We start from the raw sequence: 25,918 nt of genomic DNA on the forward strand, positions 1-25,918 counted from the left end.
ACGACTGATGGTGCCCGAATGCCCGTTCAAACCCTGGAAGAGCTCGCGAGGATCGACTCCGACTGGGTCTGGCAGACCGATGCCGCGCAGAACTTCACCTATCTGTCTCCCGAGGTGGAACGCTTCCTCGGCCGAACCGCCGGCGCGCTGACCGGCACGTCGCGGATGACGATCGCCGCGAACGGCGGCGACGGCAGCTTCTGGGAGCCCTACTTCACGGCGCTCGACCGGCGGCAGGCCTTCACCGGCTTCATCTATCCCTACGCCCATCCCGACGGCCACGTGCGCTGGTTCCGCATCAGCGGCGAGCCCGTCGTCGCGCCGGACGGGACCTTCTGCGGCTATCGCGGCACCGGCACCGACATCAGCTCCGAGGGCCAGGCGCGCAGTGCCCTCGCCGACGCGCTCGCGGAGCTGCGCACCTCGCACGCCAGCCTGGTGGAGCAGAACAAGCGCTTCGAGGCGGCGCTGAGCAACATGACCCAGGGCCTGTGCCTGTTCGACGAGGCGGCACGCCTCGTCGTCTACAACCAGCGCTATTGCGAGATCTTCGGCCTGGCACCGGAGGCCCTGCGGATCGGGATGTCCCAGCGCGAGATCTGCGCGATGCTGGTGGGGGCCGGCTGCTATCGCGGAGGCACCACCGTCGACGCCCTGTGCGAGGGCACGCGCCAGGCCCTGCTCGACCCGGACCCGAAGCCGATCCAGCGCGAGCTCGCCGACGGCCGGATCCTCGCCGTGTGCTATCGGACGATCGAGGACGGCGGCTGGGTCTCGACCTTCGAGGACATCACCGAGCGCCGCCGCAACGAAGCGCGGATCGCGCACATGGCGCGCCACGACGCGCTCACCGACCTGCCCAACCGCACGGCGTTGCGCGAGCACGGCCTCAGCATGCTCGGCAAGCCGCGGCGTGCGGGCGAGACCACGCGGCTCGCGATCCTCTGCCTCGACCTCGACCGGTTCAAGGCGGTCAACGACACGCACGGGCACGGCGCGGGCGACGCGCTCCTGCGCGCGGTGTCCGAACGGCTCTGCGCGCGGGTCCGCACCGGCGACCTGGTGGCGCGCCTCGGCGGGGACGAGTTCGCGGTGCTGCACCGCGTCGCCGACGCGGCCGGCGCGCTGGCCCTGGCCGAGCGGATGATCGAGCTGGTGAGCACGCCCTACGATCTCGACGGCTACACCGTCGAGATCGGCATGAGCGTCGGCATCGCCATCGCCGACGAGGCGGCCGACGACATCGACCGCCTGCTCAAGAACGCCGACACGGCGCTCTACCACGCCAAGGGCAAGGGCCGCGGCACCGCCTGCCTGTTCGAGGCGGCGATGGACGAGACCGCCGAGGTCCGCCGCGCGATCGAGCGCGACCTCGCCGACGCCCTGAAGCACGGGATGTTCGAGGTGCATTACCAGCCGCTGGTCAACCTCGACAGCAACCGGGTCACCGGCCTGGAGGCCCTGGTCCGCTGGCGCCATCCGGAGCGCGGGCTGATCCCGCCGGCCACCTTCATCCCGGTGGCCGAGGAGACCGGGCTGATCGTCGCCCTCGGGGAATGGGTGCTGAACCGGGCCTGCCGCGACGCCGTCGCCTGGCCGGGCGGGATCAGCGTCGCCGTCAACGTCTCGGCCGTGCAGCTGCGCCACCGCACCTTCGCGCAGACGGTGCTGCTCGCCCTGGCCGCGAGCGGGTTGCGGTCCGACCGGCTGGAGCTCGAGATCACCGAGAGCGTCCTGCTCGACGACACCGAGGCCAACCTCGAGACCCTTCACCTGCTGCGCCGGACCGGCATCCGCATCTCGATGGACGATTTCGGGACCGGCTACTCGAGCCTGACCTACCTGCGCCGCTTCCCCTTCGACAAGATCAAGATCGACCGGTCCTTCGTCCAGGATGCCGGGAAGGCGACCGAGGCCGGGGCGATCATCCGCGCCCTGGTGAGCCTCGGCACCAGCCTCGGCATCACCACACTGGTCGAGGGCATCGAGACCGAGGAACAGCTCGCCGCCGTCCGGGCCGAGGGCTGCCAGGAGATGCAGGGCTTCCTGTTCAGCCGGCCGCGCACGGCCGACGAGATCACGGCGATGCTGACGGCCGCGCGCGACGAAGCCGCCGCAGCCTGAGACCAGCATATACAACTCCGGATTGTATTTACATCTTTCCTTAAGCCGAAACCCATACGGTAGGTTGCATAGCCGGTTTGCGATGCAAGCTCATGGGATCGCGTGCGATGGGAACGAGGGCGGGACGCGGGGGCGGAAGGCTGGCGGCCTGCCGCGGCGGAAACGCGGCGGTCGAGTTCGCGCTGGTCACGCCGCTCCTGCTGCTGCTGTTCGCCGGCATCTCCGCCTTCGGCATCTATCTCGGCGCCACGCACACCCTGCGCGAGATCGCGGCGGAGGCGGCACGCGCCTCGGTCGCCGGCGTCAGCGACGGCGAGCGCGCCTCCCTCGCCCAGGCGGTGGTGCAGCGCAGCCTCGCCGCCAGCGCGATGTTCAAGGCCGGCAGCGTCGGGGTCTCGGTCGGCACCAGCCCGAGCGACGCCACCGTCTACACGGTCACGCTCACCTACGATTCCTCCGGGCTCGGGCTGAAGTCCCTCGGCAAGCTGGTCCCGCTGCCGCCGGACATCTTCACCAGCACGGTCAGCGTGCGCCGGGGCGGGCTGTGAGCCGCCGGGCGCGCGACCTGCGATCGGCCCGGGGCGGCTCGGTCGCGGTTCTGGTGGCGCTCGGGGCCACCGCGCTGATGGGCGCGGCCGCGGTCGGGATTGATCTCGGCATGGTGGTGCAGGCCAAGCGCAAGGCGCAGGGTGCCGTCGACATCGCCGCGATGCTGGCCGCCGCCGGCGGCGGCGGGGCCGACGCGCTCGCCCGCCGCTCGCTGGCCGACAACGGCTACGCCGCCGCCACGGTGACGGTCTCGCCCGGGAGCTACGCCGGCAACGCCAGGATCGCGCCCGCCAGCCGGTTCCAGGCCGGCGCCAGCCCCGCCAATGCCGTCCGCGTCGGGCTGCGGACGGGGGTGCCGGTGCATTTCGCCCAGGTGCTCGGCCTGCCCAGGACCGTGCCGATCCAGGTGACGGGCACGGCCGCGAGCGCGCAGTTCGCCGCCATCTCGATCGGCTCCGGCGTGGCCGCGCTCGATGGCGGCATCGCCAACGCCCTGCTCGGGGCGATGCTGGGGACGAAGCTCTCGCTCTCCGTCCTCGACTACAACGCGCTGCTGTCGATGCAGGTCGACGCCTTCCGCTTCCTCGACGCGCTGGCGACCAACCTGAACCTCCAGGCGGCGGACTACACCGACCTCGTCGCCGCCAACGCCAGCGTCGGGCAGCTCACCGCCGCCCTCAAGGTCGCGGCACAGGGCACGTCGGGGGCGGGCGCCGCGGTGACGGCGTTGACGAAGCTGATGGGCGCGCTGCCCAACGCCGGCGCGCTGATCCCCGTGGCGCAGGTCGTCGACCTCGGGGATGCGGCCGCCCTGTCCCCGGCGCGGGGCGCGGCCGGCCCCCTCGTCGGCCTGATGGACGTGATCTCCGACATCGCCGCCAACGCCAACGGCCAGAACCAGATCGCGTTCGACCTCGGCGCGACGGTCCCGGGCCTGCTCAACACGCGGCTGACGCTGGCGATCGGCGAGCGGCGCCAGGATTCCGGCTACGTCCAGCCGGGCACGCCGAACGCGACGGTCCACACCGCGCAGGTGCGGATGCTGCTCGAGACGACGCTGACCGCGCCGCTCGGCCTCGGAACCGTGACCCTGCCGATCTATCTCGAGGCGGCGCAGGCCTCGGCGACCCTGCGCGGGGTCGCCTGCCCCTGGACCGCCTCGACCCGGCGGCAGGCGACGGTGGATGCGCAGCCCGGCCTCGCGACCCTCGCCGTCGCCAACGTCCCGCGCAGCAGCATCGCGGTCGGCGCCGGCACGCCCGACCTGAGCCGGTTCGCGAACCTCATCGCGCTGCCGCTGCTGACGGTGCAGGGAACGGCGCGGACGACCATCGCCAGCCCGGCGCCGCAGACCCTGACCTTCTCCGACGACGAGATCACGCGGCAGGTCACCAAGACCGTGTCCACCACCGGCCTGACGCAATCGCTGACCGGAAGCCTGGTCCAGGGCCTGTCGCTCTCGATCAACGGGTTGATCGTGCCGCCCCTGCTCGGGCCGCTGCTGTCGACCGCGCTGATGGCGGTGACCCCGGCCCTCGACATGGTGCTCGACACGACGCTGCGCATCCTGGGGCTGCGCCTCGGCTACGCCGACGTCACCGTCGACGGCACGATGTGCAACCAGGCCGTGCTGGTACAGTAGCACGCCGCCGCTTCGGCCCGGCGCCTGCCGGACGCCCGGCCCGGCACGATCGATGTGCCGAAGCCCAGCCTCGCCGGCGGCGCGGCGGCACGCGCGCCGCACCGGCCGGTTCGACGATCAGTGCCCGCGCCCCGGCCCGCGCGACAGGGCGGCGATCTGCTGGCCGAGGCTGAGGAGCAGCACGTCGACGAGAAGACGCAACTCCGAGTTGTCGAGTTGATCAATCGTCTCGCGGCAGGCCAAGGCGTGGGCGGCGGCGGTGTCGAGGATCGCCGAGGGGTCCTTCCGCTCGATCTCGGCGAAGGCGCCGAGGTCGAGATCGCCCTCGGTGACGTCGATGATGATCCCGTGGCCGTGCAGCACGGTCCCCGACTCGTTGCGGACGAGCCGGCCGCGATCGAGGATCCGGCGGACGCGGCCGGCGGTCGAGACGGTGCGGTATTCCGCGACGAACAGGCCCCCGCTGCGGCGCAGGCGCTTGAAGTGGCGCGACAGCTTCGGCAAGTCGTCGGGATGGACGCGGGCCTTGGCCCGCTCGAACGGTACGGGCAGCCCGGCGATCGCATGGTCTCCCGCCAGAACGTCGGCGGCCCCGGCATCCAGAATGCAGCGGTCGGGTTGGGCCGACCAGGCCCAGGTTCCGACCACGCCGGAGGCCGACAGGGCCGCCGTCAGGTCGACGGGCCGCGAGCGGGACCGATCAATCGTTTCTGAGCGCATGGAGGACCTCCACGGTTCGGTTGCAGTTTCGCTTGGGAACCGCCGATATACAACCCAAGATGGAATTAACAACGCGTTAATTCAACACTCGGATCAGGCTCGACACCGCTGCATTCTACCGATTCCTGGGGGATGCAGGGCTATCCGATGCTGGGAATGCTGTTCGAGCCCAGTGCAGGCGCGCAGGCCCGGCCGACGAGGCCGAGACGTCGCCCCGTTCGATTCCCGACAACGCTCGGGCGAGGCCCGAGACCGGACGAGGGGGGACGATCAGCCGATCTGGCTGAAGAGGGTCACGGCCCCGAAGATCAGAACGGATACGACCACGACGGCGATCAGGATCAGGGCCGCACGCGATTCCTGCAATTCCGGCGACATGCCCGCTCCATCACAGCCGGCGGACACGATGCCTCAGGCCGGCGCTATCCCGAACGAAACCTTGCATCGATCAATCCGGCTGTCGAGATGCGCGCGGTCGCCGGCCGCGGTGCGACAGCGCACAGCTTGGCCGCACGTTCACCCCTACGTTGAAGTCCTGCCGAAGGCCGACCCGTGCTCGCGCGTGAACGGCCGAGCCGGCATGGAGTGATGATCATGACATCGTCCCTGCGCATCGCCGCCCTCGTCCTCGCCGCCCTGCCGATCGCCTCGGCTCACGCCGGCGACACCCGGTCGAAGCCGCTGAGCTCGCGCGACCGCGCCGCCCTCGAGACCGCCCAGAAGTTCTCCGCCCGCATGAGCCGCCTCGATGCGCTGATGGGCGGCGTCCCGCAGAGCCCGGGGACGGCCCGCTCCCGCTCGGCCAACGCCGAGCACTAACGCGACGGCATCCCACCGAGGCCGCCGGCCTCGACGACGAAGCGCGCGACCGCGTCGGCTCCCGCGCCCTCCCGCAGGGATGCGAACACGTAGGGCCGCGGCCCGCGCATGCGCCGGGTGTCCGCCTCCATCACCCCGAGATCGGCGCCGACCAGCGGCGCGAGGTCGGTCTTGTTGACGATGAGCAGGTCCGAGCGGGTGATGCCGGGGCCGCCCTTGCGCGGGATCTTCTCGCCGCCCGCCACGTCGATGACGTAGAGGGTGATGTCGGCGAGCTCCGGCGAGAAGGTCGCCGCGAGGTTGTCGCCGCCCGACTCGATCAGGATCAGGTCGAGCTTCGGGAAGCGCCGGCGCATCTCGGCCACCGCCGCCAGGTTGATCGAGGCGTCCTCGCGGATCGCCGTATGCGGGCAGCCCCCGGTCTCGACCCCCATGATCCGCTCCTCGGGGAGCGCGCCGGCCACCGTGAGGATGCGGGCATCCTCCTTGGTGTAGATGTCGTTGGTGATGGCGCAGATCTCGTAGGTGTCGCGGAAGCGCTTGCAGAGCTGCTCCATCAGCGCGGTCTTGCCCGAGCCGACGGGCCCGCCGATGCCGACGCGCAAGGGTCCATTGTTCGATGCCATGCGGGCAAGCTCCGTCAGAGGATCACGAGCGGAAGATCCGCGAATACTGGGTCTCGTGCCGGAACGAGCCGAGATCGAGGCGAAGCGTCGCCGAGCCGAGGTCGTCGAGGCTGCAGGCCTCGGCCTGCTCGGCGAGCGCGGCGATGCGCGGGCTCAGGCCGGCGATGATCCGCGTGCCCGCGGCCTGCCCGATCGGCGCGGCGCGCAACGCGGCCGAGACGAGACTCTGGACGAAGGCGAGTCCGTAGGCGGCCAGCATCCCCGGCCGGTCCATGCCGTGCGCGCCCGCGGCGGCCCCGACCGCGACCGGGTAGGCGACCGCCCCCGGCAGCGCCCCGGCGACCCCGTCGAGGGGTGGGCACGGCCAAGCCGCCAGGGTCGCGTCGAGGAAGCTGCGGCCCTGCTGGCTCGTCTCGAGGTGAAGCTCGCGCGACGGCGCCAGCGCCAGGGCGAGATCGTTGATCCCGGCGAGGTCCGGCAGAGCCGCCGCCGCCGCGGCGCGGTGGGCGTGGGCCGCCAGGATCAGGTCGTTGCGGCCGGCCCCGTGCTCCATCACGTCGCCGAGCCAGCCGGAGATGCCCGCCTCGTCGGCGACGTCGCCCGCCTCCACCGCCCATTCGAGCCCGTGCGAGTAGGCGTAGGCGCCGACCGGGTAGGTCGGCGACAGCCACGCCATCAGCCGGATGCGCTCAATCATGGGTGTGGTAGCGCCCGTCGCCGTGATGATGGGCGCGGCCGCCCGCGGGCTCGCCAGGGTCGCCGGTATCATGGCCATGCGCCTGGGCGTGGCCGCCGGCATAGGCGCCCCCTTCCGGCCGGAACGGGCGCTCGACCGGCTCGGCGCTGCCGCCGAGGCCCCGCACCATCTCGGCCAGCACATGGTCGAAGGCGATGAACACCGCGTCCGCAGTGATCTCGGCCGGGATGTGCCGGTTGCCGATATGCCAGATCAGCCGCTTCAGGGCGTGGTCCGACCCGGCCCGGACCTCCAGCAGGCGCTCGGGCGCGGCCTCGACCCAGACGAGCCGCCCATCCTCCAGCGCCAGCGCGTCGCCGTCGTCGAGCACCATGGGCTCGGGCAGGTCGAGCAGGAAGGCGAGCCCGCCGACGCCGCGCATCGCCATGCGGCGGCGATGCCGGTCGCCGTGGTCGAGCACAATGCGGTCGACGATCTCGGCTCCGGCGAGAACGTCGGCGCGGATGACGCGGGTGGCGCGGATCATGGGGTCAGGACTGATCCAGCAGGTCGGGCTCCTTGGGCAGGTAGTCGAGGTCGAGCGCCTGAACGACCGTGAACGGCGGCACCTCGGGAAACAGCGTGAAGTCGATGCCAGTCTCCTTCGACGCCAGCAGGCGGCCGGACAGGTAGCATCTCGTGAAGACGCTCGCCGGATGCCGCTTCAAGCTCGGGCTTGCCGTCATGATGTCGGCGATCTGCGTACGCTGCTCGACGATCGTCGACATCCATCCGTTCTTGCGAGCACCGGGCTGATACTTCCACTTGAGGAGGTGCCCCAGCAGAACGGCGAGGCGATTGCCGATCTCGCGCTTCTCGCTTGCGCCCACGCTCCTCACCTCGTCGATCAGGTTCCTCAGGTCGAGCTCGTCGAACCGGCGTGCCCGCAGCAGCTCGGCCTGGGCCTGCGTCCAGAGATAGAAGTCCGTCTCATAGGGATCGGCCGCCGGAGGCGGTCTCAGCGCGGCGTTCGACATCGTGGCTCTCCTCGAACGTGCCGATCCTACCTCAAAACAAAAAGTACCGCTGCGCCATCGGCAGAACGTCGGCCGGCTCGCAGACCAGCAGCTCGCCGTCGGCGCGCACGTCGTAGGTCTCGGGGTCGACCTCGATCTCGGGCGTCGCGTCGTTGAGGATCATGCTCTTCTTCGAGATGCCGCCGCGCACGTTCTCCACCGCGACGAGCTGCTTCTGGACACCCAGGCGCTCGCGCAGGCCGTCCTCGATCGCGGCCTTCGAGACGAAGGTCAGCGCGGTCGCGAACGGCGCGCGGCCGTAGGCGCCGAACATCGGACGGTAATGCACCGGCTGCGGCGTCGGGATCGAGGCGTTGGGATCGCCCATCGGCGCCACCGCGATCATCCCGCCCTTGATCACGAGGTCGGGCTTCACCCCGAAGAAGGCCGGCGACCACAACACGAGGTCGGCGAGCTTGCCCGGCTCGACCGAGCCGATATTGGCCGACACGCCGTGCGCGATCGCCGGGTTGATCGTGTATTTCGCGATGTAGCGCCGCGCCCGCAGGTTGTCGTTGCCCGAGGCGTCGCCGGGGAGGGCGCCGCGCTGGCGCTTCATCTTGTCCGCCGTCTGCCAGGTGCGGATCGCGACCTCGCCGACCCGGCCCATGGCCTGGCTGTCCGACGACATCATCGAGAGCGCGCCGATGTCGTGCAGGATGTCCTCGGCCGCGATCGTCTCCTTGCGGATGCGGCTCTCGGCGAAGGCGAGATCCTCCGGGATCGACGGGTCGAGGTGGTGGCACACCATCAGCATGTCGAGATGCTCGTCGATGGTGTTTTTCGTGTAGGGCCGCGTCGGGTTGGTGGACGAGGGCAGCACGTGCGCGAGCCCCGCCACCTTGATGATGTCGGGCGCGTGCCCGCCGCCGGCGCCCTCGGTGTGGAAGGCGTGGATGGTGCGGCCGGCGAACGCCGCGATCGTGTCCTCGACGAAGCCCGACTCGTTCAGCGTGTCGGTGTGGATCATCACCTGCACGTCGTGCTGGTCGGCGACCGTCAGGCAGGTGTCGATCGCCTTCGGCGTGGTGCCCCAATCCTCGTGCAGCTTGAGCGCGCAGGCGCCGGCCCGCACCATCTCGACGAGAGCGTCGGGGCGCGAGGCGTTGCCCTTGCCGGCAAACGCCAGGTTCATCGGAAAGCTGTCGGCCGCCTCGATCATCCGGGCGATGTGCCAGGGGCCCGGCGTGCAGGTGGTGGCGAAGGTGCCGTGCGCCGGCCCGGTGCCGCCGCCGAGCATGGTGGTGATCCCCGAGCACAGGGCCTCGTCGATCTGCTGCGGGCAGATGAAGTGGATGTGGCTGTCGAAGCCGCCGGCGGTGAGGATCTTGCCCTCCCCGGCGATCACCTCTGTGCCCGGGCCGACGACGATGTCGACGCCCGGCTGGATGTCCGGGTTGCCGGCCTTGCCGAGCCGGACGATCCGCCCCTTCACGATCCCGACGTCGCACTTCACCACGCCCCAATGGTCGAGCACGACCGCGTTGGTGATCACCGTGTCCACCGCGCCGTCGGCGTTGGTGACCTGGCTCTGCCCCATCCCGTCGCGGATCACCTTGCCGCCGCCGAACTTCACCTCCTCGCCGTAGGTGGTGAAGTCGCGCTCGACCTCGATCTCCAGGCAGGTGTCGGCGAGCCGGATGCGGTCGCCGGTCGTGGGCCCGAACATGTCGGCATAGGCGGCGCGGGGGAGGGCGGCGCGGGGGGGCGTGTTGGCCATGCTAGAGCGCCCCCATCACGTCGCCGCGGAAGCCGTACACCGTCCGCCCGCCGGACAGCGGCACCAGGGCCACCTCCCGCGTCGAGCCGGGCTCGAACCGCACCGCCGTGCCCGGCGCGATGTCGAGGCGCCGGCCGCGGGCCTTCTCCCGGTCGAAGCGCAACCCCGGGTTGACCTCGAAGAAATGGTAATGCGAGCCGACCTGGATCGGCCGGTCGCCGACGTTGGCGACCTCGACCACGGTGCGCTCGCAGCCTTCGTTGAACACGATCTCGCCCGGCGGCGTGGTGACGGCGCCCGGCACGTCGGGGGAGGGCGCGCCGCGCACCGGATGGTGCACGGTGACGAGCTTGGTGCCGTCGGGGAAGGTCGCCTCGACCTGGATGTCGTGGATCATCTCGGCGATGCCCGGCATCACCTGGTCCGTGGTGAGCACGTTGGCGCCCGCCTGCATCAGCTCGGCGACCGAGCGCCCGTCGCGGGCGCCCTCGACCACGACGTCGGTGATCAGCGCGATCGCCTCCGGGTGGTTGAGCTTGACGCCGCGGGCAAGGCGGTTCCGCGCGACCTGAGCGGCCATGGCCACGAGGAGCTTGTCTTTTTCGCGAGGCGTCAGCAGCACGAGGAGCCCTCTCGGATTTCGGCCGGTCCGGACTCGTTTCGGCCGGTTCGGACCTGGAGCAAGGATCATGCTGGTGCGACGGTCAAGCCTTCCGGGCGACCGGAACGTGCCGCGCCTACCGCTGATTGAACCTTCGCGCGTCCGTACATGGCGCGTTCACGCGCACGCGTCATTCTGCGGATCCGAACATGACGATTCCCCTCCCCATCGCGCTCGTGAACGCGCGCCCCGTCGGCATCGCCGAGCTCGCCGCCTCCGCGGTGGCGCGCGCGCCGGCGCCCGATCGGCACGGCACCTTCCCCGTCGAGGCGATCGCGGCGCTGCGCGGCGCCGGGCTGCTCGTCGCGCCGCTGCCCGAGGCGTTGGGCGGAGCGGGCTTGTGCACGCCCGGCGGCGCCGACCGCCTGCGCGACGTGCTGCGCGGAATCGGGCGCGGCAACCTCGCGGTCGGGCGGATCTACGAGGGCCACGTCAACGCGCTGGCGCTGGTGCTGCGCTACGGCAGCGATCCGGTGCGCGCGCGCTTCGCGGCCGATGCCCGTGCCGGGCACCTGTTCGGCGTGTGGAACACCGAGCCGGCGGAGCCGGGCGGTCTCGCGCTCGGCACGGAGGCGGATCCGGCGGTGCTGACCGGCGCGAAGTCCTACGCCTCGGGGGCCGGGCACGTCACGCGCCCGCTGGTGACCGCGCGGCTGCCGGACGGGCGCCGCCAGATGCTCGTGGTGCCGCTCGATCCGGAAGCCCGCGCCGAGCTCGCCGACTGGCGCGCCCACGGGATGCGCGCCTCCGCCACCGGCACCGTCGACTTCTCCGGCCTGCGGGTCGAGCCCCTGGACCGCATCGGCGCCCCGGACGACTATTATCGCCAGCCGTTCTTCGCCGCCGGGGCGTGGCGCTTCCTCGCGGTCCAGTGCGGCGGCATCGAAGCGGTGCTGGAGGCGCATCGCGGCCACCTGACCGCGACCGGCCGCGGCGGCGATCCGCACCAGCGCGCCCGCCTCGGGCAGGCGGCCACGGCCGCCGAGACCGCGCGCCTATTCGTGGAGCACGCCGCCCGGCTGGCGACGACGGAGCCCGTCGAGGGCGACCGGGCGGTCGCCTACGTCGCCCTCGCCCGCGGCGCGGTCGAGCGGGCGGGCCTCGACGCGATCGAGCTGGCCCAGCGCTCGGTCGGCCTCTCCGGCTTCCTCGAAGCCCACCCGCTCGAGCGGCTGGTGCGCGACCTCGCGACCTACCTGCGCCAGCCGGCCCCCGACGGCGCCCTCGTCAGCGCGGCGGCCTACGTCGCCGGGGCCGACGCCCCGGTCCACGCGCTCTGGCACGACCCCGAACCGACCTGACAGCCGCATCGACGCACGACCCCGTCGCGCCGAGCCCTGCGAACCGCCGAGACCCGATGCGCGCCGACGCCTTCCTGCCCCTCCTCGACACCCTGCCCGTTGCCGACCTCTCGGCGATGGCGACGCGCGGCCTCGTCGTGGTCGCCCCCCATCCCGACGACGAGAGCCTCGGCTGCGGCGGCCTGATCGCCGAGGCGCGGGCGCGCGGCCTGCCCGTCCGGCTCGTCGTCGTCAGCGACGGTTGCGGCTCGCATCCGAATTCCCGCCTGTACCCGCCCGAGCGGCTGCGCGACTTGCGCGAGGACGAGACCCGCCGGGCGGTCGGCGAGCTCGGGATGGCGCCCGAGCACGTCGCCTTCCTGCGCCTGCCCGACGCGCACGTGCCGAGCACCGGCGCGACGGCGCAGGCCGCGGCCGAAGTAATCGCGGACGCCGTGCGCGAGAGCGGGGCCGATGCGGTCTTCGTCACCTGGCGCCACGACCCGCATTGCGATCACACCGCGGCGGCCGACATCGTCGGGCTCGCCCGCCCGCTGATCCCCGGCATCCGCGCCTACGCCTACCCGGTCTGGGGCTGGACCCTGCCGCCGGAGCGCGAGGTCGGGCCGGCGCCGACCGGATTCCGGCTCGACGTCGCGGCGCACCGCCCCGCCAAGCGCCGGGCGGTCGCGGCGCACGCCTCGCAGACGACGCGGCTGATCGCCGACGATCCGGACGGCTTCCGCCTATCGGAGGCGATGGTCGAGCGCCTGTGCGGCCCCTACGAACGCTTCGTGGAGCTGCCGCGATGAGCCGCCGCGCCGACTCGCTGACGCCGGATTACTTCGCCGGGCTCTACGGCGCCGACCCCGACCCCGATCCGTGGGGCTTCACCACCAGCGCCTACGAGGCCGCCAAGTACGCCGCGACGCTCGAAGCCCTGCCGCGCGAGCGCTACGCCTCGGGCCTCGAGATCGGCTGCTCGATCGGCGTCCTCACCCACCGGCTCGCGCCGCGCTGCGCGGCGCTGCTCGGCATCGACGTGGTCGAGACCGCGCTCGCCGCCGCCCGCGCCCGCAACGCCGTGACGCCGTGGGTGCGCTTCGAGGCCTGCGCGATCCCGGATGCCTGGCCGGCGGGCCGGTTCGACCTGATCGTGCTGTCGGAGGTGGCGTACTTCTTCTCGCGCGCGGACGTCGCGCGGATCGCGGCGCGGATCGGGTCGTCGATCCTGCCCGGCGGCGACATCGTGCTGGTGCACTGGCTCGGCGAGACCGACTATCCGCTCTCGGGCGACGCCGCGGCCGAGGCCCTGATCGCGGATGCGCGCTTCGCGCGGCCGGTGCATCGGATCCGCGCCGCCGAGTACCGCCTCGACGTGCTGCACGTGGACGGGGTCGCGGCCGAGGTCTCGGCGTGAGCGTCAGCGTCGTCACCCTGAACAAGGGCCGCGGGCACCATCTCGCGCGCCTGCTCGAAGGCCTCGGGCGCGGCGCGCCGCCGGCGGAGGCCGTGATCGTCGAGATGGGCGGCGACGACGGCCCGCTGCCGGATCTCGGCTTCCCGGTGCGGCGCACGTATCTGCGGCGCGACGGCCTGCCCCTCGCCGCGGCCCGCAACGCCGGACGCCGCGCGGCGTCCGGCGACGTCCTGGTCTACCTCGACGTCGATTGCATCCCGTCGGCGACCCTGGTGTCCGGGCTCGCCGCATCCGTCGCCGAGCACGACGGGCTGATCTGCTGCGAGATCCGCTACCTTCCGGGCGCTGCGGTCTCCGACGGCTGGACCGAAGCCGGCCTCGACCGGGTCGGCCACCGCCATCCGGCGCGCCGCTTCCCGGAGGCCGGCGTAATCCCGGCGCCGCAACCGGGCCTGTTCTGGTCGCTCGCCTTCGCGGTGCGGGCCGCCACCTACGACCGCATCGGCGGCTTCGACGAGGGCTTCACGGGCTACGGCGCCGAGGACACCGATCTCGCCTTCCGCGCGGCGCAGGCCGGGGTGCCGGTGCTGTTCGCCGGCGGGATGCACGCCTTCCACCAGCACCACCTGTCCTGCGACCCGCCGCTGCAGCACTTCACCGACATTGTCGCCAACGCCCGGCGCTTCCACCGACGCCACGGGATCTGGCCGATGGACGGCTGGCTCGACGCCTTCGCCGGGCTCGGGCTGGTGGCGGCCGACCGCGCCGGCGGCCTCGCCGTGCTGCGTTCCCCGACCGAGGCCGAGATCGCCGCGGCGCAGGTCCCCGCCGACCGGCCGTTCTGAGCGCGGGCTCAGCGCGCGTCGAGGCCGGCGGCGATCCGCTCGATCGTCGCGGCCAGCCGCGGCACGGCGTCGGGATCGTGCAGGGCGGACATCGCCGCGGGGTCGAGGGCGAGGCCGGCCGCGACGACGCCGGGCCAGGCGGACGCCTCCGGCCAGGACGGGCGCACTACGGCGGCGCCGAGGCGCTCGAGCGCCGCCGCCTTCTCGGTCTGCTCGCCGAAGGCCCGCGGTTCGGGCAGGCAGACGAAGCGGCGTCCCGCAGCCGCCACCGCCGCGACCACGCCGTCGCCGCCGCCCCCGACGACCAGGGCGGCGCGGGCGAGATGCGGGCCGATCTCGGCGACCCATCCGTGCAGGTGCAGGTTCGGGGGCGGATCGGCGACCATGCCCGCGACCGGACCGAGGACGTGCCAGGCGCGATCCGGCACCGCGCGCGCCGCGGCGGCAAGCTCGGTGGCGTCGCCGCCCGCGCCGCCGCGGCCGAACACCACGACGATCGGGCCGTCGGGGTCCGGGGCGGGGCCGGGGCGGGCGGTCGCGCCGAGGAAGCCGGCGTAATGGGTCCTGTCGCGCACCCAGGCCGGGACGGACGCGCCGTCGAGGGCGCGCGGGAACGGTGCGATCAGGCGCTCGGCGCTGCGGAAGGCCTCGAGATGGGGTGGATCGGTCCGGGTGCCGGCGAGCCGCACCATCAGCACCGGCACCGACATCAGGCGCGCGAACAGCGCGACCTCGACCGAGACGTCGACCACGATCAGGGCGGGGTCCTCCCGCGCGATCCAGGCCGCGATCGCCGCCATGCGGTCGCGCAGGCCCGCCAGCCCGAGCGGCGCGTAGTGGAAGGCCTCGGGGCGCGTCGCCGCCCCGTCACGGCCGTCGAAAGCGGCCTCGGGCGAACGGGCCTCGGGCAAGCGGTCGTCGGGCAGGTCGAGCACGCTGCCCGGCGCCGCGTCGCGATCGAGGCCGGCCAGCGTGCCGATCAGGGTGCAGGGCCGGTCGAGGTGCCGGGCGATCGCGCAGGCGCGCTGCCAATGGCCGGCGCCCTGATGGTGGACGTAGTAGCCGACCGGCCGCTTCACGCGGCCGCGCTCGGGCGGAGGATCGTGTCGAAGGCGGCGAGCGCTGCGTCGAGCTCCATCTCCGGAGCCGGTCCGTCAGCGGCCTCGCACAGCGGGCCCGCCCGCTCGACGAAGGCGATGTCGTTGACGCAGGCATCCGGGCTGATGGATGCGAGGTCCGCGGCGGTGAGGCCGAACGCCGCGAGGGCGGCAAGGCGCTCGGGTCCGGCCGTGCCGCGGAAGACGCTGCGCAGCGCCGCGCGCCGCGCGATCACGGCTTCCCAGTGGCTCGGTGCGGGCAGGCGGTAGGGGAGGCCGGCGCGGGCGGTGACGGCGCGCCGGACCATCTCGGTGGCCATGCCGCCTTGCGCCCGGCCGGCGGCGCGGTCGGAGACCATCACCGACACCTCGGGACAGTGGCGCAGGCGTCCGCCGGCCTCGCGGACGCGGGCGACGAGGGCGTTGTCCTCGCCGCGCGGCAGGGCCGGCAGGCCGCCGACGCTGCGATACAGCGCGGCGCGCAGCGCGAGGCTCGCGCCGGTATGGTCGCCGTGGCGGGGGGCGGGATCGTGCGGCGGCGGATCGAGCGCGTCCTCGATCCGGCGGACGGCGGCCCAGTAGCGCTCGATCCGGTCATGCAGGTCGGCGAGCGCCGGATCGGTTTCTTGTTCCGGGTCGATCACGAGACGGCCGCCGACGATCTCGGCGCCCTCCAGCGCCCGGAGGTTGGCGGCGAGCCAGGTCCGCGGCACCCGCGCGTCGGCGTCGGTGGTGAGCAGGATGCCGTCGGGATGCCCGTCGGCGTCGAGCCAGGCGGCGCCGGCATCGAGCGCCATCCGCCGCGCGGTGCCGACATGGGCCTCCGCCGGCTCGAGATGCGCCTCGATCACCCGGATCGCGAGCGCGGGCGCCTCGCCCGCCGCCTCCATCGCGCGCACGGCGGCGACCGTGCCGTCGGTGCAGTTGTTGGCCACGATCAGGACGCGCAGGGGCGTCCCGGCCGAGAGGCCGTCCTGAGCGGCCAGCGAGCGGAGGAGGCGCGGCAGGCAGCGCACCTCGTCGCGGGCGGGCACGCAGACGACCGCCTGTTCGGACGGGCGCATGGTCAGGCCTGCGCGCCGGCGACGCGGCGCAGGCGCGGCACCGGCAGCAGCGAGAGGTCGTGCGCGGCGAGCGCCGCGTCGTAGAGCGCCTCGTAGCCGGCGGTCATCGCGTCGGCGTCGAACAGGTCCTCGGCACGCTGCCGGCAGGCGCGGCGGTCGAGGGCGACGGCGCGGACGATCGCGTCCGACAGACTCGCGACGTCGTCGGGCGCCGCCAGCGCGCCGCAGGTGGCGTCGAGGATGTCGGGGAGCGCGCCGCGGCGGAAGCCGGCGACCGGCGTGCCGCAGGCCAGCGCCTCGGCGACCACCAGCCCGAACGGCTCCTCCCAGCGCGGGGTGACCAGGGCCGCCCGCGCCCCGCCGAGGTGACGCGCGAGCTCGGCATGGCCGAGATGGCCGAGATCGACGAGGTCGTCCCCGAGGCGCGGGGCGATCCACTCCGCCCAGTAGGCGGGATTGGGCCGCGGGCCGGCGAAGTGCAGCGGGAGGCCGGCGGCGCGCGCGGCGTCGATCGCCAGGTGCAGCCCCTTCTCCGGCACGATCCGGCCGGACCAGAACACGTAGGGCACCGGGTCCGGCGCCGGGCGGTAGACGAAGACCGTGAGCTCGACGCCGTTGCCGATGACGACCGGCTCGGCGACGATCTCGCGCCACGCGTCGGCCGTGTGGTTCGAGACGGCGGCGAACGGCATGCCGGCGGGAGCGGCGCGCACGCCCGCCTCAAGCGAGTCGAACGGGGGCGTGTGAAGCGCCGTCACCATCGGCACCGCGAGGTCCCGGCTTCGGCGCAGCGGCAGGTCGTGAAGACTGTTGTTGTGCACGATGTCGAAGTCGCCGGCCCGCACCATCTCCATGATCCGCGCATAAGCCGCGTTCTCGGCGCGATCGATGGACGCATGACGCAGTGGATCGCCGAGCCCGTCACCGGTCGGCGGGCAGACGCAGACCGGCGCAAGTGTCGGATCCGATCCCTCCGAGGCGAACAACGTCACGTCGTGCCCGCGTCGCATCAGGGCGCCGGCGAGGAGATGCGTGTGCATCTCCAAACCGCCCGGATACGGCTGCGCGATGGGGAACTTCAGGTGGGCGATGAGAGCGATCTTCACGGAAGCTCGTTTTCCAGCGACGGAGGCCGTGGTCGCACATCGCATATCCTGTCTGTGTGCAGGATGAACGGATGCAACATTGCTGATTCACCGACCATCCCGGAAGCCGAGGATGACCGCAACGGTTCCCGCGTCGACGCAAGGTGCTGGGGACAGCGGGCCGCCATCGTATACGCCCGGGCGACACGGGTCTCGCGCCGCCGGGGCCGCGGCGGACTTTCACATTGGATCGATCGAGGGGCCGTGCGATCCTGCGCTATGATGCAGGACCATCCGATCGGCGCACGATGACGGGACGTGAGGACGGCCGGATCCGCCATCCCGCCTGGGTGCGGGCGACGCACTGGATCAACGCCGCCGCGTTCGTCGCGCTCGCGGTCAGCGGCACGGCGATCCTGCTGGCGCTGCCGCGGCTGTTCTGGGGCGAGACGGGCGCGCTCGATGCCCCGGCGTGGATCGCCCTGCCGCTGCCGGTGAACCTCGAGCAGACCGGCTGGGGCCGCAACATCCACTTCCTCGCCGCCTGGATCTTCGTCCTCAACGGGCTGCTCTATCTCGCCTGGAGCCTCGCGACGCGCCACCTGTCCCGCCGGCTGCTGCCGGATGCGGACCAGGTCCGCCCGGCGCACATCGCCGGCACGGTGCGCGAGCACCTGCACCTGCGCGGCCCGGGGCCGACGCAGACCCGCTACAACGTGCTGCAGAAGCTCGCCTACCTGGCGGTCGTCCTGGTGCTGTCGCCGCTGATGCTGCTCACCGGCCTGACGATGTCGCCCGGGGTCACGACGGCGATCCCCGAGCTGTTCGACCTGTTCGGCGGACGGCAGTCGGCCCGGACCCTGCACTTCCTGTGCGCGTCCCTGCTGGTGGCGTTCCTCGCCGTGCACGTCTGGCAGGTCCTGGCCAACGGCCCGGCGGCGCTGATGCGCGGGATGACCATCGGGCGCCGGGCGCCGGCCGCGGAACCCGCGCGGCGGCACGAGCGCGAGGCGAAGCGATGAGCGGCATCTCCCGGCGCAAGCTGATCCTCGGCGCCTCGGCTCTCGGCGGCACCGGGCTGCTCGCCAGCTGCGAGAGGATCGGGGAGGGCGGCCCGAGCCGCGGCGGCCTCTACGGGATCAGCGAGCGCCTGAGCTTCACCGTGCAGCGCTTCCTGCTGCGCCATCAGCCGCTGGTGCGCGAGTTCTCCCCGGACGCGATCTCGGCGGTCTTCCCGACGATCAACACCACCGACCCCGACGACGTTGCCTACCGCCGCTCGAAGGAGATCGGCTTCTCGGACTGGCGCCTGCCGGTGCGCGGGCTGGTGGCGAACCCGGCCGCATTCTCGCTCGCCGACTTGAAGGCGATGCCCGCCCGCACCCAGATCACGCTACATTCCTGCGAGCAGGGCTGGTCGGCGATCGGCGGATGGACCGGGGTTCCGCTGGCCCACGTCCTGGCCGTCGCCGGCCTGAAGCCGGAAGCGCGCTTCATCGTGATCCGCACCGTCGACGGCTGGTGGGACACCTACGACCTGTTCGACGCGCTGCACCCGCAGACGATCCTCGCCTACGGCATGAACGGCGGCGCGCTGCCGATCGCGCACGGCGCGCCGGTGCGGCTCCGGGTCGAGCAGCAGCTCGGCTACAAGTCGCTGAAGTACCTCGCCTCGATCGAGGCCGTCGATCGCGTGGACGGCCTCGGCCAGGGCCGCGGCAGCATGGTCTCCGAACTCAGCTTCAGCTGGTACGCGGGGATCTGAGGCGTCCGCCTCACTGCGAGGCGGCCGCCCCCGTCACCCGCCAGACTGCGTTGCCGACGTCGTCCGAGACGAGCAGCGCCCCGGTCTTGTCGAAGGCCACGTCCACGGGGCGCCCCTGCGCCTTCTCGTCGGCGTCGAGGAAGCCGGCCAGCACGTCCACCGGCGTGCCCGCGGGCCGGCCGTCGGCGAACGGCACGTAGATCACCTTGTAGCCGCTCTTCGGACGCCGGTTCCACGAGCCGTGCTGGGCGACGAACAGGCCGCTGGTCCAGGCCGGGGGCAGGTGCGCGCCCCGCGAGAACGCGATGCCGAGCGAGGCCGTGTGGGGACCGAGGGCGTAGTCCGGCACGATCGCCTTGGCGACGAGGTCCGGGCGCTGCGGGGTGACGCGCTCGTCGACGTGCGGGCCGTAATAGCTGTAGGGCCAGCCGTAGAACCCGCCCTCCTTCACCGCGGTGACGTAGTCCGGCACGAGATCGCTGCCGATCTCGTCGCGCTCGTTGACCGCGGCCCAGAGCGCGCCGGTCTCGGGCTCGAAGCCCAACCCGTTCGGGTTGCGCAGGCCGGTGGCGTATTCGCGGAAGGTCTTTGTCGCGATCGTGTATTCCCAGATCGCGGCGCGGCCCTTCTCGGCCTCGAGCCCGTTCTCGGCCACGTTGCTGTTCGAGCCGACGGTGATGAACAGCTTGGCGCCGTCGGGGCTCGCGACCACGTTCTTGGTCCAATGGTGGTTGATCCCGGCCGGCAGGTCGACGACCTTCTCGGGCGTCGCGCCGTTCTCGGTCCCGCCGGCCTCGTAGGGCACTCGCACCAGCGCGTCGGCGTTGGCGACGTAGAGGTCGCTGCCGACCAGCGCCATGCCGAACGGCGAGGTCAGGCCCTTCAGATAGACCGTCTTCACCTCGGCGACCCCGTCCCCGTCGCCGTCGCGGAGCAGCACGATCCGGTCCGGGCTCTTCACGCCGGCGCCGGCCCGATCCATGATCTTGCCCGCGATCCAGGCCTTCACGCCGGGAAACGTGCCGTCGGAGGGCGGGGTGTTGCTCTCGGCGACGAGCACGTCGCCGTTCGGGAGGGTGTAGAGCCAGCGCGGATGGTCGAGCCCCTCGGCGAAGGCTGCGACCGAGAAGCCGGCGGCCGGCGCGGGCTTGGCGCCCTTCGCCCAGCCGGTGGCGGGCGCGATGTTGACGGTGGGCAGCGGCGTCGCGTTCGGGGCGGGCAGCGTTGGGCTCGCCCCCTGGCCGTCGGCGAGCGGGAGCGACGCGCTCTCGGGATAGACCGCGAAGCGCACGAAGGCCGCCCCGCCGAGGAGGACCACGGCCAGCGCCGCGAGCCCGAGTTTTGCCGATGTCCGCATGTCGTTCCGTGAATCCGTCGTTCGTCCGGCGGCCTGCCCCGCCGATCGGACGGGACCGGCCCTGCCGGATGATGATCTTGTCCGAGGATAAGAACCGAGCGGGCAATTGGCTCCGTTCGCACGCCGAGGGTGCCGGCGGCGCCCGGGGACGCGTATAGGACGGTGCGTGGGTCCCTCGCCGAAGGGTCGCGCTCCGGGCGCGAGCGGCGCGGGCGCCGAGCGAGCCCTCGATGACCGATGCGACCCCAGGCCAGCCGACCTTCGCCGACGTGGCGCGCGCCGCCGAGCGCATCGCCGGCGTGGCCCACCGCACCCCGGTGCTTACGTCGCGCACCGCCGACGAACGCGCCGGGGCGAGCCTGTTCTTCAAGGCGGAGAACCTGCAGCGCGCCGGCGCCTTCAAGTTCCGCGGCGCCTACAACGCGATCGCGGCGCTCGCCGGCGACGCGCGGGCGCGCGGAGTCATCGCCTACTCCTCGGGCAACCACGCCCAGGCGATCGCCCTCGCGAGCCGGCTGCTGAACGTGCCGGCCACCATCGTGATGCCGCAGGACGCGCCGGCGATGAAGGTCGCGGCGACGCAAGGCTACGGCGCCGAGGTGGTGCGCTACGACCGCTACACCCAGGACCGCGTCGCCCTCGGCCGCGAACTCGCGGAGGCGCGCGGCCTCACCCTGATCCCGCCCTACGACCATCCGGACGTGATCGCCGGCCAGGGAACGCTCGCCCTCGAGCTAATCGCCGAGACCGGGCCGCTCGACATGCTCGTCGTCTGCCTCGGCGGCGGCGGCATGCTGTCGGGCTGCGCCCTCGTCGCCGCCGAGCGCTCGCCCGGCTGCGCCGTGATCGGCGTCGAGCCGGAGGCCGGCAACGACGGGCAACGCTCGCTCCGCGAGGGGCGGATCGTCACGATCCCGGTGCCGCGCACCATCGCCGACGGCGCGCAGACGACGTTCCTCGGATCGCTGACCTTCCCGATCATCCAGGAGCGGGTCGCCGACATCGTGACGGTGACGGACGCCGAGCTCGTCGCCACGATGCGCTTCTTCGCCGAGCGGATGAAGCTCGTGGTCGAGCCGACCGGCTGCCTCGCGGCGGCGGCGGTGATGCACGGCCGCCTCGACGTGCGGGGCAGGCGCGTCGGCGTGGTGATCAGCGGCGGCAACATCGACCTCGCATCGTTCGCCCGGCACGTCGCGGGCTGAGGAAGGTGCGCGCCCTGGTCCTCGTCGGCGCATGCCTGTGGGCCGGCGCGGCGCGTGCGGAGGACATGGCCTTCGATGCCGAGGCATGGCCCTACAGCGCGATCGGCAAGCTCAACGTGGTGCTCGGCACCAACCGCCTCCAATCCTGCACCGCGACCCTGATCGGTCCGCGGCTCGCGCTCACCGCCGCGCACTGCCTGTGGGACGAGCCGCGCAAGCGCTGGGTCAACCCGGGCGTCGTCCACTTCGTGGCCGGGTACCGCCAGGGCGCGTATCGCGCGCACAGCCTGGCCGCCGCCTACCGCAAGCCGGACGACTACGCCTTCGCCTACGGCACCGCGCGGCCGAACATGCAGGGCGACTGGGCCCTGGTCGAGCTCGCCGACCCGATCCCCGGCACGCCGCTGACGCTGGAGGATCCCGGTGCCGAAGCCGACCCGGCCGCGATCCGCCGCGAGATCCGGCGGGCGGGCTACAGCCGGCTCAAGCCCCAGCTGATGACCGCGCAGGGCGGTTGCAGCGCGTGGCGGGACCCCGGCCCGGCGCCCCTGCTGCTGCACGATTGCCGGGCGGTGCCCGGAGAATCGGGCTCGGCGCTGCTGCAGGTCGAGGCGGGCGGCCCCGTGGTGATCGGCGTGCTGGTGGCGGGCAGCCGGGAGGAGGGGCGGGCTCCGTCCGTCGCCGTGCCGACCGCCGCATTCCGCGAGACCGCGGCGGCGATGCGGAAAGCGCAGGCGACGACGCGCTGACGCAACCGTCGGTTCACCATGATGCCACAAAATCCGCACCTTTCGGGCCGAGCTTGGCCGGAACGCATCGCATCGGCGAGGCAATGGGCTGGGAGGCCGGGCGGCATGCAGGGTATCGGGACGAGATTGACGGTGCCGGCCCTGTCGGTCCTCCTGCTCGGACCAAGTCTCGGCGCCTGCAACACCAGCGCAAACACCGCTCTCAGCACCGGCTCGACGCGCGGCAAGCCGATGGTGGTGTCGGATACCGAACGCGATTGCCTCGGCCGCGCGATGTACTTCGAATCGAACCGCAGCGATTCCGAAGGCCTGCTCGCGGTCGGGACCGTGGTGATGAACCGCCTGGAGAACGCCGCCTTCCCGAACGGCGGCATCTGCTCGGTGGTCGGCCAGCCGCGGCAGTTCGCGACCGGCGTGCTGACCAAGCCGATGGCCGAGAAGGACCTGCAGAAGGTCGCCGACGCCGCCGACGCAATCCTTGCCGGCGAGCGCCATCCCAAGGTCGGCCGGGCGATGTACTTCCACACCGCCGGCCGGAAATACCCGTACGACAACATGCACTACGTGGCGGTGGCCGGCGGCAACGCCTTCTACGAGAAGCGCAAGGCCGGGAGCCAGGCCCAGACCCCGCCGCCCGCCTCGACCGCGATGGCCTACGCCGAGGCGATCCCACCGGCAGCGACCATCGCCCCGGCCGGCCCGGCGCAGACCGAGGTCGCGGCCGCGCAGACGGTGCTGGCCGAACCCGCCCGCGACATCTGCCAGGTGGCGGGCCTCGGCGCGCTTCCGGGCGGCGGCTGAGGCGGCTCAGCCCTCCGGCTCTTCCCTGCCGCGCGCTCGACGCGCGGCCTGCGCCATCGCGATCAGCTCGCGGGCGGTGAGGCGGTGCGCCGTGTTCGTGCCGCGGTCGGCGGTGCCGACCGGCGGCGTGCGGGCGCAGCCGCTAGTTCCGATCCGCAGGTCGCGCGAGCGCCGCGTCGCCCGCAACCGGATCGCCTTCCGCAAGGCCTCGACCATCACCGTTCCCACCGAAAATCCCGTGGACATCGCCATAGCCAAGCTTGACCGCAAGCGACATTCTTGAAGGCGGATTTCCCTGCCCTAGCGCGGCCGGGATCGGCGTGGCCGACGACGCATCGCCGCCTGCCACACGCTGATGCCGCGTCAGTTCTGCGGCTTGTACTTGCTGTACTTGAAGTCCGGCGCGGCCCCGAGCTGCTCCTTGCTCATGTCGAGCGTGGCGGCGTAGCGCTCGCCGCCCGGGGACAGGATCAGCGCGGCCGGCTGCACCGCGACGTAGCGCGTGCCGACGCCGAGGAACCCGCCGATGTCGAGCACCACGGCCGTCAGGGTGCGCCCGTCCTCCATCACGAGGTCGACCACCGTGCCGAGCGCGTTGCCGGCATTGTCCGAGACCTTGATCCCGATCACGTCGGTGGTGAGGAAGCCGGCGGGGCTGAGCTTGTTGCGGCCCTCGGCATCCGCCTTCGATCCGGCGCGCTTGATCCCGACATCGGACGGGCTGCCGCCCGCGCTGGTGCCCGGGCCGGTGCCCTGCACCACCATGCCGTCGCTCTGCGCCGGCTTGTCCTCCGGGCCGACGCCGGCGAGCGCCGGGAACACGAGCGCGAGCATCACGGGTGCGGCGAGCGCGCGGCGCAGGATCCGGGTCAAGCGATCTTCCTTCCGGTGAGGGCCGTGCGGCGGCCGTTGACCCCAAGGAACCGGATCCGTCACGCCGGGTTCCGGGCGGGCGTTGCGGCGGATCGCGCGGGCCCGCCGGCCATGACGAATCCGCGCGCCCTGTCTCGGGATCGTGGGCGACCTGCGGTCGCGCCGGTTTGCGGCGCGGGGCCGGACGTCTTAAGTCGCAGGTGCTCCCCGATACCCGCACCGCGGGTGCCTCGCACGCGGTGTGTCATGGCGACCGTCCTTGATCTCCTGAAGAACGATCCGCGGCCACCGCTTCCGGCCCGCATCCGCCACCCGGAGAAGGCGCACCGGCCGGACCAGCCGGTGCAGCTGCGCAAGCCCGACTGGATCCGCGTGAAGGCGCCGGGCTCCCCGGCCTGGGCCGAGACCCGGGCGATCGTGCGCGAGCACGGCCTCGTCACGGTCTGCGAGGAGGCCGGGTGCCCCAACATCGGCGAGTGCTGGGAGAAGCGCCACGCCACCTTCATGATCATGGGCGACACCTGCACGCGGGCCTGCGCCTTCTGCAACGTGCGCACCGGCCTGCCCAACGCCCTGGATCAGCACGAGCCCGACAAGATCGCGGACTCGGTGGCCAAGCTCGGCCTGCACCACGTCGTCGTCACCTCCGTGGACCGCGACGACCTCGCCGACGGCGGTGCCGAGCATTTCGCCCGCACCATCGCGGCGATCCGGCGGCTCAGCCCCGGCACCACCATCGAGATCCTGACGCCGGACTTCTTGCGCAAGGACGGCGCGCTCGAGGCGGTCGTGGCCGCCAAGCCCGACGTGTTCAACCACAACCTCGAGACGGTACCCGGCAACTACCTCACGGTCCGCCCCGGCGCCCGCTACTTCCACTCGGTGCGCCTGCTGCAGCGGGTCAAGGAGCTCGACCCCACGATCTTCACCAAGTCCGGCATCATGGTCGGCCTCGGCGAGGAGCGAAACGAGGTCGTGCAGCTGATGGACGACCTGCGCTCGGCCGACGTCGACTTCCTCACCATCGGCCAGTACCTGCAGCCGACCAAGAAGCACCACGAGGTCGTCCGCTTCGTGCCGCCGGACGAATTCAAGGCGTTCGAGACCACCGCCTACGCCAAGGGCTTCCTGCTGGTCTCGGCGACGCCGCTGACCCGCTCGTCGCACCATGCCGGCGAGGATTTTTCGCGGCTCCAGGCCGCCCGCAACGCGCGGCTCGCCCCCGACACCCTCTCAGCCTGAGTCGTCATGCCATCCTTCCGGATCACCCGCTGGGTGCGTCACTCGCCCCAGCAGATGTACGACCTCGTCGCCGACGTGGAGCACTATCCCGAGTTCCTGCCGCTGTGCGAATCGCTGCGCGTGCTGCGCCGCCAGCCCGGCACCGGGGAGGGGACCGAGGTGCTCGTGGCCGAGATGGGCGTCGGCTACAAGGCGATCCGCGAGCGCTTCACCACCCGGGTCGGCCTCGACCGCCTAAATCTCAAGATCACGGCCGAGTACATCGACGGCCCGTTCCGGCACCTGGAGAACCGCTGGGCGTTCAAGCCCGGCCGCGACGGCGGCTGCGACGTCGACTTCTTCATCACCTACGAGTTCAAGAGCTTCGCCCTCGGCCTGCTGATGGGCAAGATGTTCGACCGCGCCTTCCGCAAGTTCACCGACGCGTTCGAGAGCCGGGCGGACCGGGTCTACGGTAGGGCCTGAGGCCGGCCGCGCCGGCGGCATCCGGTTGGGCATACCCGAGAGAAGGCCTGCTCGGCC

The 25,918-nt window shown here is 72.4% G+C and carries 28 protein-coding genes; 15 read left to right on the plus strand and 13 right to left on the minus strand.

Annotated elements, in window-relative coordinates:
- The first annotated feature begins 18 nt into the window (after nucleotides 1-18).
- From MKK64_RS22270 to MKK64_RS22280, 3 genes are all read left to right on the plus strand, one after another.
- Nucleotides 19-2,124 (plus strand): putative bifunctional diguanylate cyclase/phosphodiesterase, encoded by a 2,106-nt coding sequence (locus MKK64_RS22270; RefSeq protein ID WP_243937442.1) that lies wholly within the window; start codon nucleotides 19-21, stop codon nucleotides 2,122-2,124.
- Nucleotides 2,125-2,231: 107 nt separating this feature from the next.
- Nucleotides 2,232-2,672 (plus strand): TadE/TadG family type IV pilus assembly protein, encoded by a 441-nt coding sequence (locus MKK64_RS22275; protein ID WP_243937449.1) that lies wholly within the window; start codon nucleotides 2,232-2,234, stop codon nucleotides 2,670-2,672.
- Nucleotides 2,669-4,315, plus strand: coding sequence for a TadG family pilus assembly protein (locus MKK64_RS22280; RefSeq protein ID WP_243937451.1), 1,647 nt, complete (start codon nucleotides 2,669-2,671; stop codon nucleotides 4,313-4,315). Before MKK64_RS22275 ends, MKK64_RS22280 begins: the two co-directional genes overlap by 4 nt.
- Before the next feature lie 117 nt (nucleotides 4,316-4,432).
- Here MKK64_RS22280 and MKK64_RS22285 read toward each other — a convergent pair whose 3' ends face one another.
- Nucleotides 4,433-5,035: a PAS domain-containing protein gene (locus MKK64_RS22285; RefSeq protein WP_147729382.1), complete on the minus strand. Its 603-nt coding sequence runs from the start codon at nucleotides 5,033-5,035 to the stop codon at nucleotides 4,433-4,435.
- A 594-nt stretch (nucleotides 5,036-5,629) separates the two neighbouring features.
- Between MKK64_RS22285 and MKK64_RS22290 the strand changes: the two genes are divergently transcribed.
- Nucleotides 5,630-5,854, plus strand: a complete 225-nt coding sequence (locus tag MKK64_RS22290; RefSeq protein ID WP_243937453.1) for a hypothetical protein — start codon at nucleotides 5,630-5,632, stop codon at nucleotides 5,852-5,854.
- On the opposite strand, the gene ureG is transcribed toward MKK64_RS22290, so the two are convergent.
- From ureG to MKK64_RS22320, 6 genes are read right to left on the minus strand one after another with little or no spacing between them, the layout of a single operon-like run.
- Nucleotides 5,851-6,480: an urease accessory protein UreG gene (ureG, locus tag MKK64_RS22295; RefSeq protein ID WP_147729384.1), complete on the minus strand. Its 630-nt coding sequence runs from the start codon at nucleotides 6,478-6,480 to the stop codon at nucleotides 5,851-5,853. The two genes, MKK64_RS22290 and ureG, sit on opposite strands and share 4 nt — an antisense overlap.
- 22 nt (nucleotides 6,481-6,502) lie before the next feature.
- Entirely contained in the window at nucleotides 6,503-7,177 is a 675-nt protein-coding gene (locus tag MKK64_RS22300; RefSeq protein ID WP_243937455.1) for an urease accessory protein UreF, read from the minus strand.
- Entirely contained in the window at nucleotides 7,170-7,703 is a 534-nt protein-coding gene (locus MKK64_RS22305) for an urease accessory protein UreE (protein ID WP_243937457.1), read from the minus strand. The genes MKK64_RS22300 and MKK64_RS22305 overlap by 8 nt, the downstream gene beginning before the upstream one ends.
- Before the next feature lie 4 nt (nucleotides 7,704-7,707).
- Nucleotides 7,708-8,193 carry a DUF29 domain-containing protein gene (locus MKK64_RS22310; protein WP_243937459.1) on the minus strand — a complete coding sequence of 162 codons (486 nt, stop codon included), beginning with the start codon at nucleotides 8,191-8,193 and terminating at the stop codon, nucleotides 7,708-7,710.
- Between the two features lie 31 nt (nucleotides 8,194-8,224).
- Nucleotides 8,225-9,952: an urease subunit alpha gene (gene ureC / locus MKK64_RS22315; RefSeq protein ID WP_243937461.1), complete on the minus strand. Its 1,728-nt coding sequence runs from the start codon at nucleotides 9,950-9,952 to the stop codon at nucleotides 8,225-8,227.
- 1 nt (nucleotide 9,953) lies between these two features.
- Nucleotides 9,954-10,574: an urease subunit gamma gene (locus MKK64_RS22320; protein WP_243937463.1), complete on the minus strand. Its 621-nt coding sequence runs from the start codon at nucleotides 10,572-10,574 to the stop codon at nucleotides 9,954-9,956.
- Nucleotides 10,575-10,762: 188 nt separating this feature from the next.
- On the opposite strand from MKK64_RS22320, the gene MKK64_RS22325 reads away from it, so the two are divergent.
- From MKK64_RS22325 to MKK64_RS22340, 4 genes are read left to right on the plus strand one after another with little or no spacing between them, the layout of a single operon-like run.
- The gene (locus MKK64_RS22325; RefSeq protein WP_243937465.1) at nucleotides 10,763-11,914 is read left to right on the plus strand and encodes an acyl-CoA dehydrogenase family protein; all 1,152 of its coding nucleotides are present in this window, start codon (nucleotides 10,763-10,765) and stop codon (nucleotides 11,912-11,914) included.
- Nucleotides 11,915-11,970: 56 nt separating this feature from the next.
- Nucleotides 11,971-12,705, plus strand: a complete 735-nt coding sequence (locus tag MKK64_RS22330; RefSeq protein WP_243937474.1) for a PIG-L deacetylase family protein — start codon at nucleotides 11,971-11,973, stop codon at nucleotides 12,703-12,705.
- The gene (locus MKK64_RS22335) at nucleotides 12,702-13,313 is read left to right on the plus strand and encodes an SAM-dependent methyltransferase (RefSeq protein WP_243937476.1); all 612 of its coding nucleotides are present in this window, start codon (nucleotides 12,702-12,704) and stop codon (nucleotides 13,311-13,313) included. The genes MKK64_RS22330 and MKK64_RS22335 overlap by 4 nt, the downstream gene beginning before the upstream one ends.
- Nucleotides 13,310-14,158: a glycosyltransferase family 2 protein gene (locus tag MKK64_RS22340; protein ID WP_243937483.1), complete on the plus strand. Its 849-nt coding sequence runs from the start codon at nucleotides 13,310-13,312 to the stop codon at nucleotides 14,156-14,158. The genes MKK64_RS22335 and MKK64_RS22340 overlap by 4 nt, the downstream gene beginning before the upstream one ends.
- Nucleotides 14,159-14,166: 8 nt before the next feature.
- Here MKK64_RS22340 and MKK64_RS22345 read toward each other — a convergent pair whose 3' ends face one another.
- The 3 genes from MKK64_RS22345 to MKK64_RS22355 are packed head-to-tail and all read right to left on the minus strand — an operon-like array spanning nucleotide 14,167 to nucleotide 17,425.
- Nucleotides 14,167-15,237: a glycosyltransferase gene (locus MKK64_RS22345; RefSeq protein ID WP_243937485.1), complete on the minus strand. Its 1,071-nt coding sequence runs from the start codon at nucleotides 15,235-15,237 to the stop codon at nucleotides 14,167-14,169.
- Nucleotides 15,234-16,319, minus strand: a complete 1,086-nt coding sequence (locus tag MKK64_RS22350; RefSeq protein ID WP_243937492.1) for a glycosyltransferase — start codon at nucleotides 16,317-16,319, stop codon at nucleotides 15,234-15,236. The genes MKK64_RS22345 and MKK64_RS22350 overlap by 4 nt, the downstream gene beginning before the upstream one ends.
- Before the next feature lie 2 nt (nucleotides 16,320-16,321).
- Entirely contained in the window at nucleotides 16,322-17,425 is a 1,104-nt protein-coding gene (locus MKK64_RS22355) for a glycosyltransferase family 4 protein (RefSeq protein WP_147843158.1), read from the minus strand.
- 287 nt (nucleotides 17,426-17,712) lie between these two features.
- Between MKK64_RS22355 and MKK64_RS22360 the strand changes: the two genes are divergently transcribed.
- Nucleotides 17,713-18,426, plus strand: a complete 714-nt coding sequence (locus tag MKK64_RS22360) for a cytochrome b/b6 domain-containing protein (RefSeq protein ID WP_147728915.1) — start codon at nucleotides 17,713-17,715, stop codon at nucleotides 18,424-18,426.
- The gene (locus MKK64_RS22365) at nucleotides 18,423-19,169 is read left to right on the plus strand and encodes a molybdopterin-dependent oxidoreductase (RefSeq protein WP_243937500.1); all 747 of its coding nucleotides are present in this window, start codon (nucleotides 18,423-18,425) and stop codon (nucleotides 19,167-19,169) included. Before MKK64_RS22360 ends, MKK64_RS22365 begins: the two co-directional genes overlap by 4 nt.
- Nucleotides 19,170-19,179: 10 nt before the next feature.
- Here the strand turns inward: MKK64_RS22365 and MKK64_RS22370 are convergent, their stop codons facing one another.
- Nucleotides 19,180-20,526 (minus strand): PQQ-dependent sugar dehydrogenase, encoded by a 1,347-nt coding sequence (locus MKK64_RS22370; RefSeq protein WP_243937501.1) that lies wholly within the window; start codon nucleotides 20,524-20,526, stop codon nucleotides 19,180-19,182.
- 230 nt (nucleotides 20,527-20,756) lie between these two features.
- Between MKK64_RS22370 and MKK64_RS22375 the strand changes: the two genes are divergently transcribed.
- From MKK64_RS22375 to MKK64_RS22385, 3 genes are all read left to right on the plus strand, one after another.
- Nucleotides 20,757-21,731, plus strand: a complete 975-nt coding sequence (locus tag MKK64_RS22375) for a threo-3-hydroxy-L-aspartate ammonia-lyase (RefSeq protein WP_243934866.1) — start codon at nucleotides 20,757-20,759, stop codon at nucleotides 21,729-21,731.
- Nucleotides 21,732-21,736: 5 nt separating this feature from the next.
- Complete coding sequence (locus MKK64_RS22380) at nucleotides 21,737-22,480, plus strand: trypsin-like serine peptidase (protein WP_243934865.1); 744 nt, start codon at nucleotides 21,737-21,739, stop codon at nucleotides 22,478-22,480.
- Nucleotides 22,481-22,585: 105 nt separating this feature from the next.
- A complete protein-coding gene (locus MKK64_RS22385; RefSeq protein WP_243934863.1) occupies nucleotides 22,586-23,281 on the plus strand; it encodes a cell wall hydrolase in 696 nt (231 codons plus the stop codon).
- 6 nt (nucleotides 23,282-23,287) lie between these two features.
- Here MKK64_RS22385 and MKK64_RS22390 read toward each other — a convergent pair whose 3' ends face one another.
- Both MKK64_RS22390 and MKK64_RS22395 read right to left on the minus strand, forming a co-directional pair.
- Nucleotides 23,288-23,497 (minus strand): hypothetical protein, encoded by a 210-nt coding sequence (locus MKK64_RS22390; protein WP_243934861.1) that lies wholly within the window; start codon nucleotides 23,495-23,497, stop codon nucleotides 23,288-23,290.
- 147 nt (nucleotides 23,498-23,644) lie between these two features.
- Nucleotides 23,645-24,154, minus strand: a complete 510-nt coding sequence (locus MKK64_RS22395; protein WP_147728943.1) for a PRC-barrel domain-containing protein — start codon at nucleotides 24,152-24,154, stop codon at nucleotides 23,645-23,647.
- 246 nt (nucleotides 24,155-24,400) lie between these two features.
- On the opposite strand from MKK64_RS22395, the gene lipA reads away from it, so the two are divergent.
- Both lipA and MKK64_RS22405 read left to right on the plus strand, forming a co-directional pair.
- Entirely contained in the window at nucleotides 24,401-25,396 is a 996-nt protein-coding gene (gene lipA, locus MKK64_RS22400) for a lipoyl synthase (RefSeq protein ID WP_147728942.1), read from the plus strand.
- 6 nt (nucleotides 25,397-25,402) lie between these two features.
- Nucleotides 25,403-25,861, plus strand: a complete 459-nt coding sequence (locus tag MKK64_RS22405) for a type II toxin-antitoxin system RatA family toxin (RefSeq protein WP_243937504.1) — start codon at nucleotides 25,403-25,405, stop codon at nucleotides 25,859-25,861.
- Nucleotides 25,862-25,918 lie beyond the last annotated feature (57 nt).

Origin of the sequence: Methylobacterium sp. E-025, assembly GCF_022829705.1 — a bacterium.
In the GTDB taxonomy this organism is placed as follows: domain Bacteria; phylum Pseudomonadota; class Alphaproteobacteria; order Rhizobiales; family Beijerinckiaceae; genus Methylobacterium.

Bases quoted from the DNA above. Each gene is read 5' to 3' on its own strand.
- MKK64_RS22385 (WP_243934863.1), top strand. From the start codon at position 22,586: ATGCAGGGTATCGGGACGAGATTGACGGTGCCGGCCCTGTCGGTCCTC.
- MKK64_RS22305 (WP_243937457.1), bottom strand. From the start codon at position 7,703: ATGATCCGCGCCACCCGCGTCATCCGCGCCGACGTTCTCGCCGGAGCC.
- MKK64_RS22335 (WP_243937476.1), top strand. From the start codon at position 12,702: ATGAGCCGCCGCGCCGACTCGCTGACGCCGGATTACTTCGCCGGGCTC.
- MKK64_RS22330 (WP_243937474.1), top strand. From the start codon at position 11,971: ATGCGCGCCGACGCCTTCCTGCCCCTCCTCGACACCCTGCCCGTTGCC.
- MKK64_RS22285 (WP_147729382.1), bottom strand. From the start codon at position 5,035: ATGCGCTCAGAAACGATTGATCGGTCCCGCTCGCGGCCCGTCGACCTG.
- MKK64_RS22275 (WP_243937449.1), top strand. From the start codon at position 2,232: ATGGGAACGAGGGCGGGACGCGGGGGCGGAAGGCTGGCGGCCTGCCGC.
- ureG (WP_147729384.1), bottom strand. From the start codon at position 6,480: ATGGCATCGAACAATGGACCCTTGCGCGTCGGCATCGGCGGGCCCGTC.
- MKK64_RS22375 (WP_243934866.1), top strand. From the start codon at position 20,757: ATGACCGATGCGACCCCAGGCCAGCCGACCTTCGCCGACGTGGCGCGC.
- MKK64_RS22350 (WP_243937492.1), bottom strand. From the start codon at position 16,319: ATGCGCCCGTCCGAACAGGCGGTCGTCTGCGTGCCCGCCCGCGACGAG.
- MKK64_RS22365 (WP_243937500.1), top strand. From the start codon at position 18,423: ATGAGCGGCATCTCCCGGCGCAAGCTGATCCTCGGCGCCTCGGCTCTC.
- MKK64_RS22370 (WP_243937501.1), bottom strand. From the start codon at position 20,526: ATGCGGACATCGGCAAAACTCGGGCTCGCGGCGCTGGCCGTGGTCCTC.
- MKK64_RS22310 (WP_243937459.1), bottom strand. From the start codon at position 8,193: ATGTCGAACGCCGCGCTGAGACCGCCTCCGGCGGCCGATCCCTATGAG.
- MKK64_RS22405 (WP_243937504.1), top strand. From the start codon at position 25,403: ATGCCATCCTTCCGGATCACCCGCTGGGTGCGTCACTCGCCCCAGCAG.
- lipA (WP_147728942.1), top strand. From the start codon at position 24,401: ATGGCGACCGTCCTTGATCTCCTGAAGAACGATCCGCGGCCACCGCTT.
- ureC (WP_243937461.1), bottom strand. From the start codon at position 9,952: ATGGCCAACACGCCCCCCCGCGCCGCCCTCCCCCGCGCCGCCTATGCC.
- MKK64_RS22325 (WP_243937465.1), top strand. From the start codon at position 10,763: ATGACGATTCCCCTCCCCATCGCGCTCGTGAACGCGCGCCCCGTCGGC.
- MKK64_RS22360 (WP_147728915.1), top strand. From the start codon at position 17,713: ATGACGGGACGTGAGGACGGCCGGATCCGCCATCCCGCCTGGGTGCGG.
- MKK64_RS22300 (WP_243937455.1), bottom strand. From the start codon at position 7,177: ATGATTGAGCGCATCCGGCTGATGGCGTGGCTGTCGCCGACCTACCCG.
- MKK64_RS22390 (WP_243934861.1), bottom strand. From the start codon at position 23,497: ATGGTCGAGGCCTTGCGGAAGGCGATCCGGTTGCGGGCGACGCGGCGC.
- MKK64_RS22290 (WP_243937453.1), top strand. From the start codon at position 5,630: ATGACATCGTCCCTGCGCATCGCCGCCCTCGTCCTCGCCGCCCTGCCG.
- MKK64_RS22270 (WP_243937442.1), top strand. From the start codon at position 19: ATGCCCGTTCAAACCCTGGAAGAGCTCGCGAGGATCGACTCCGACTGG.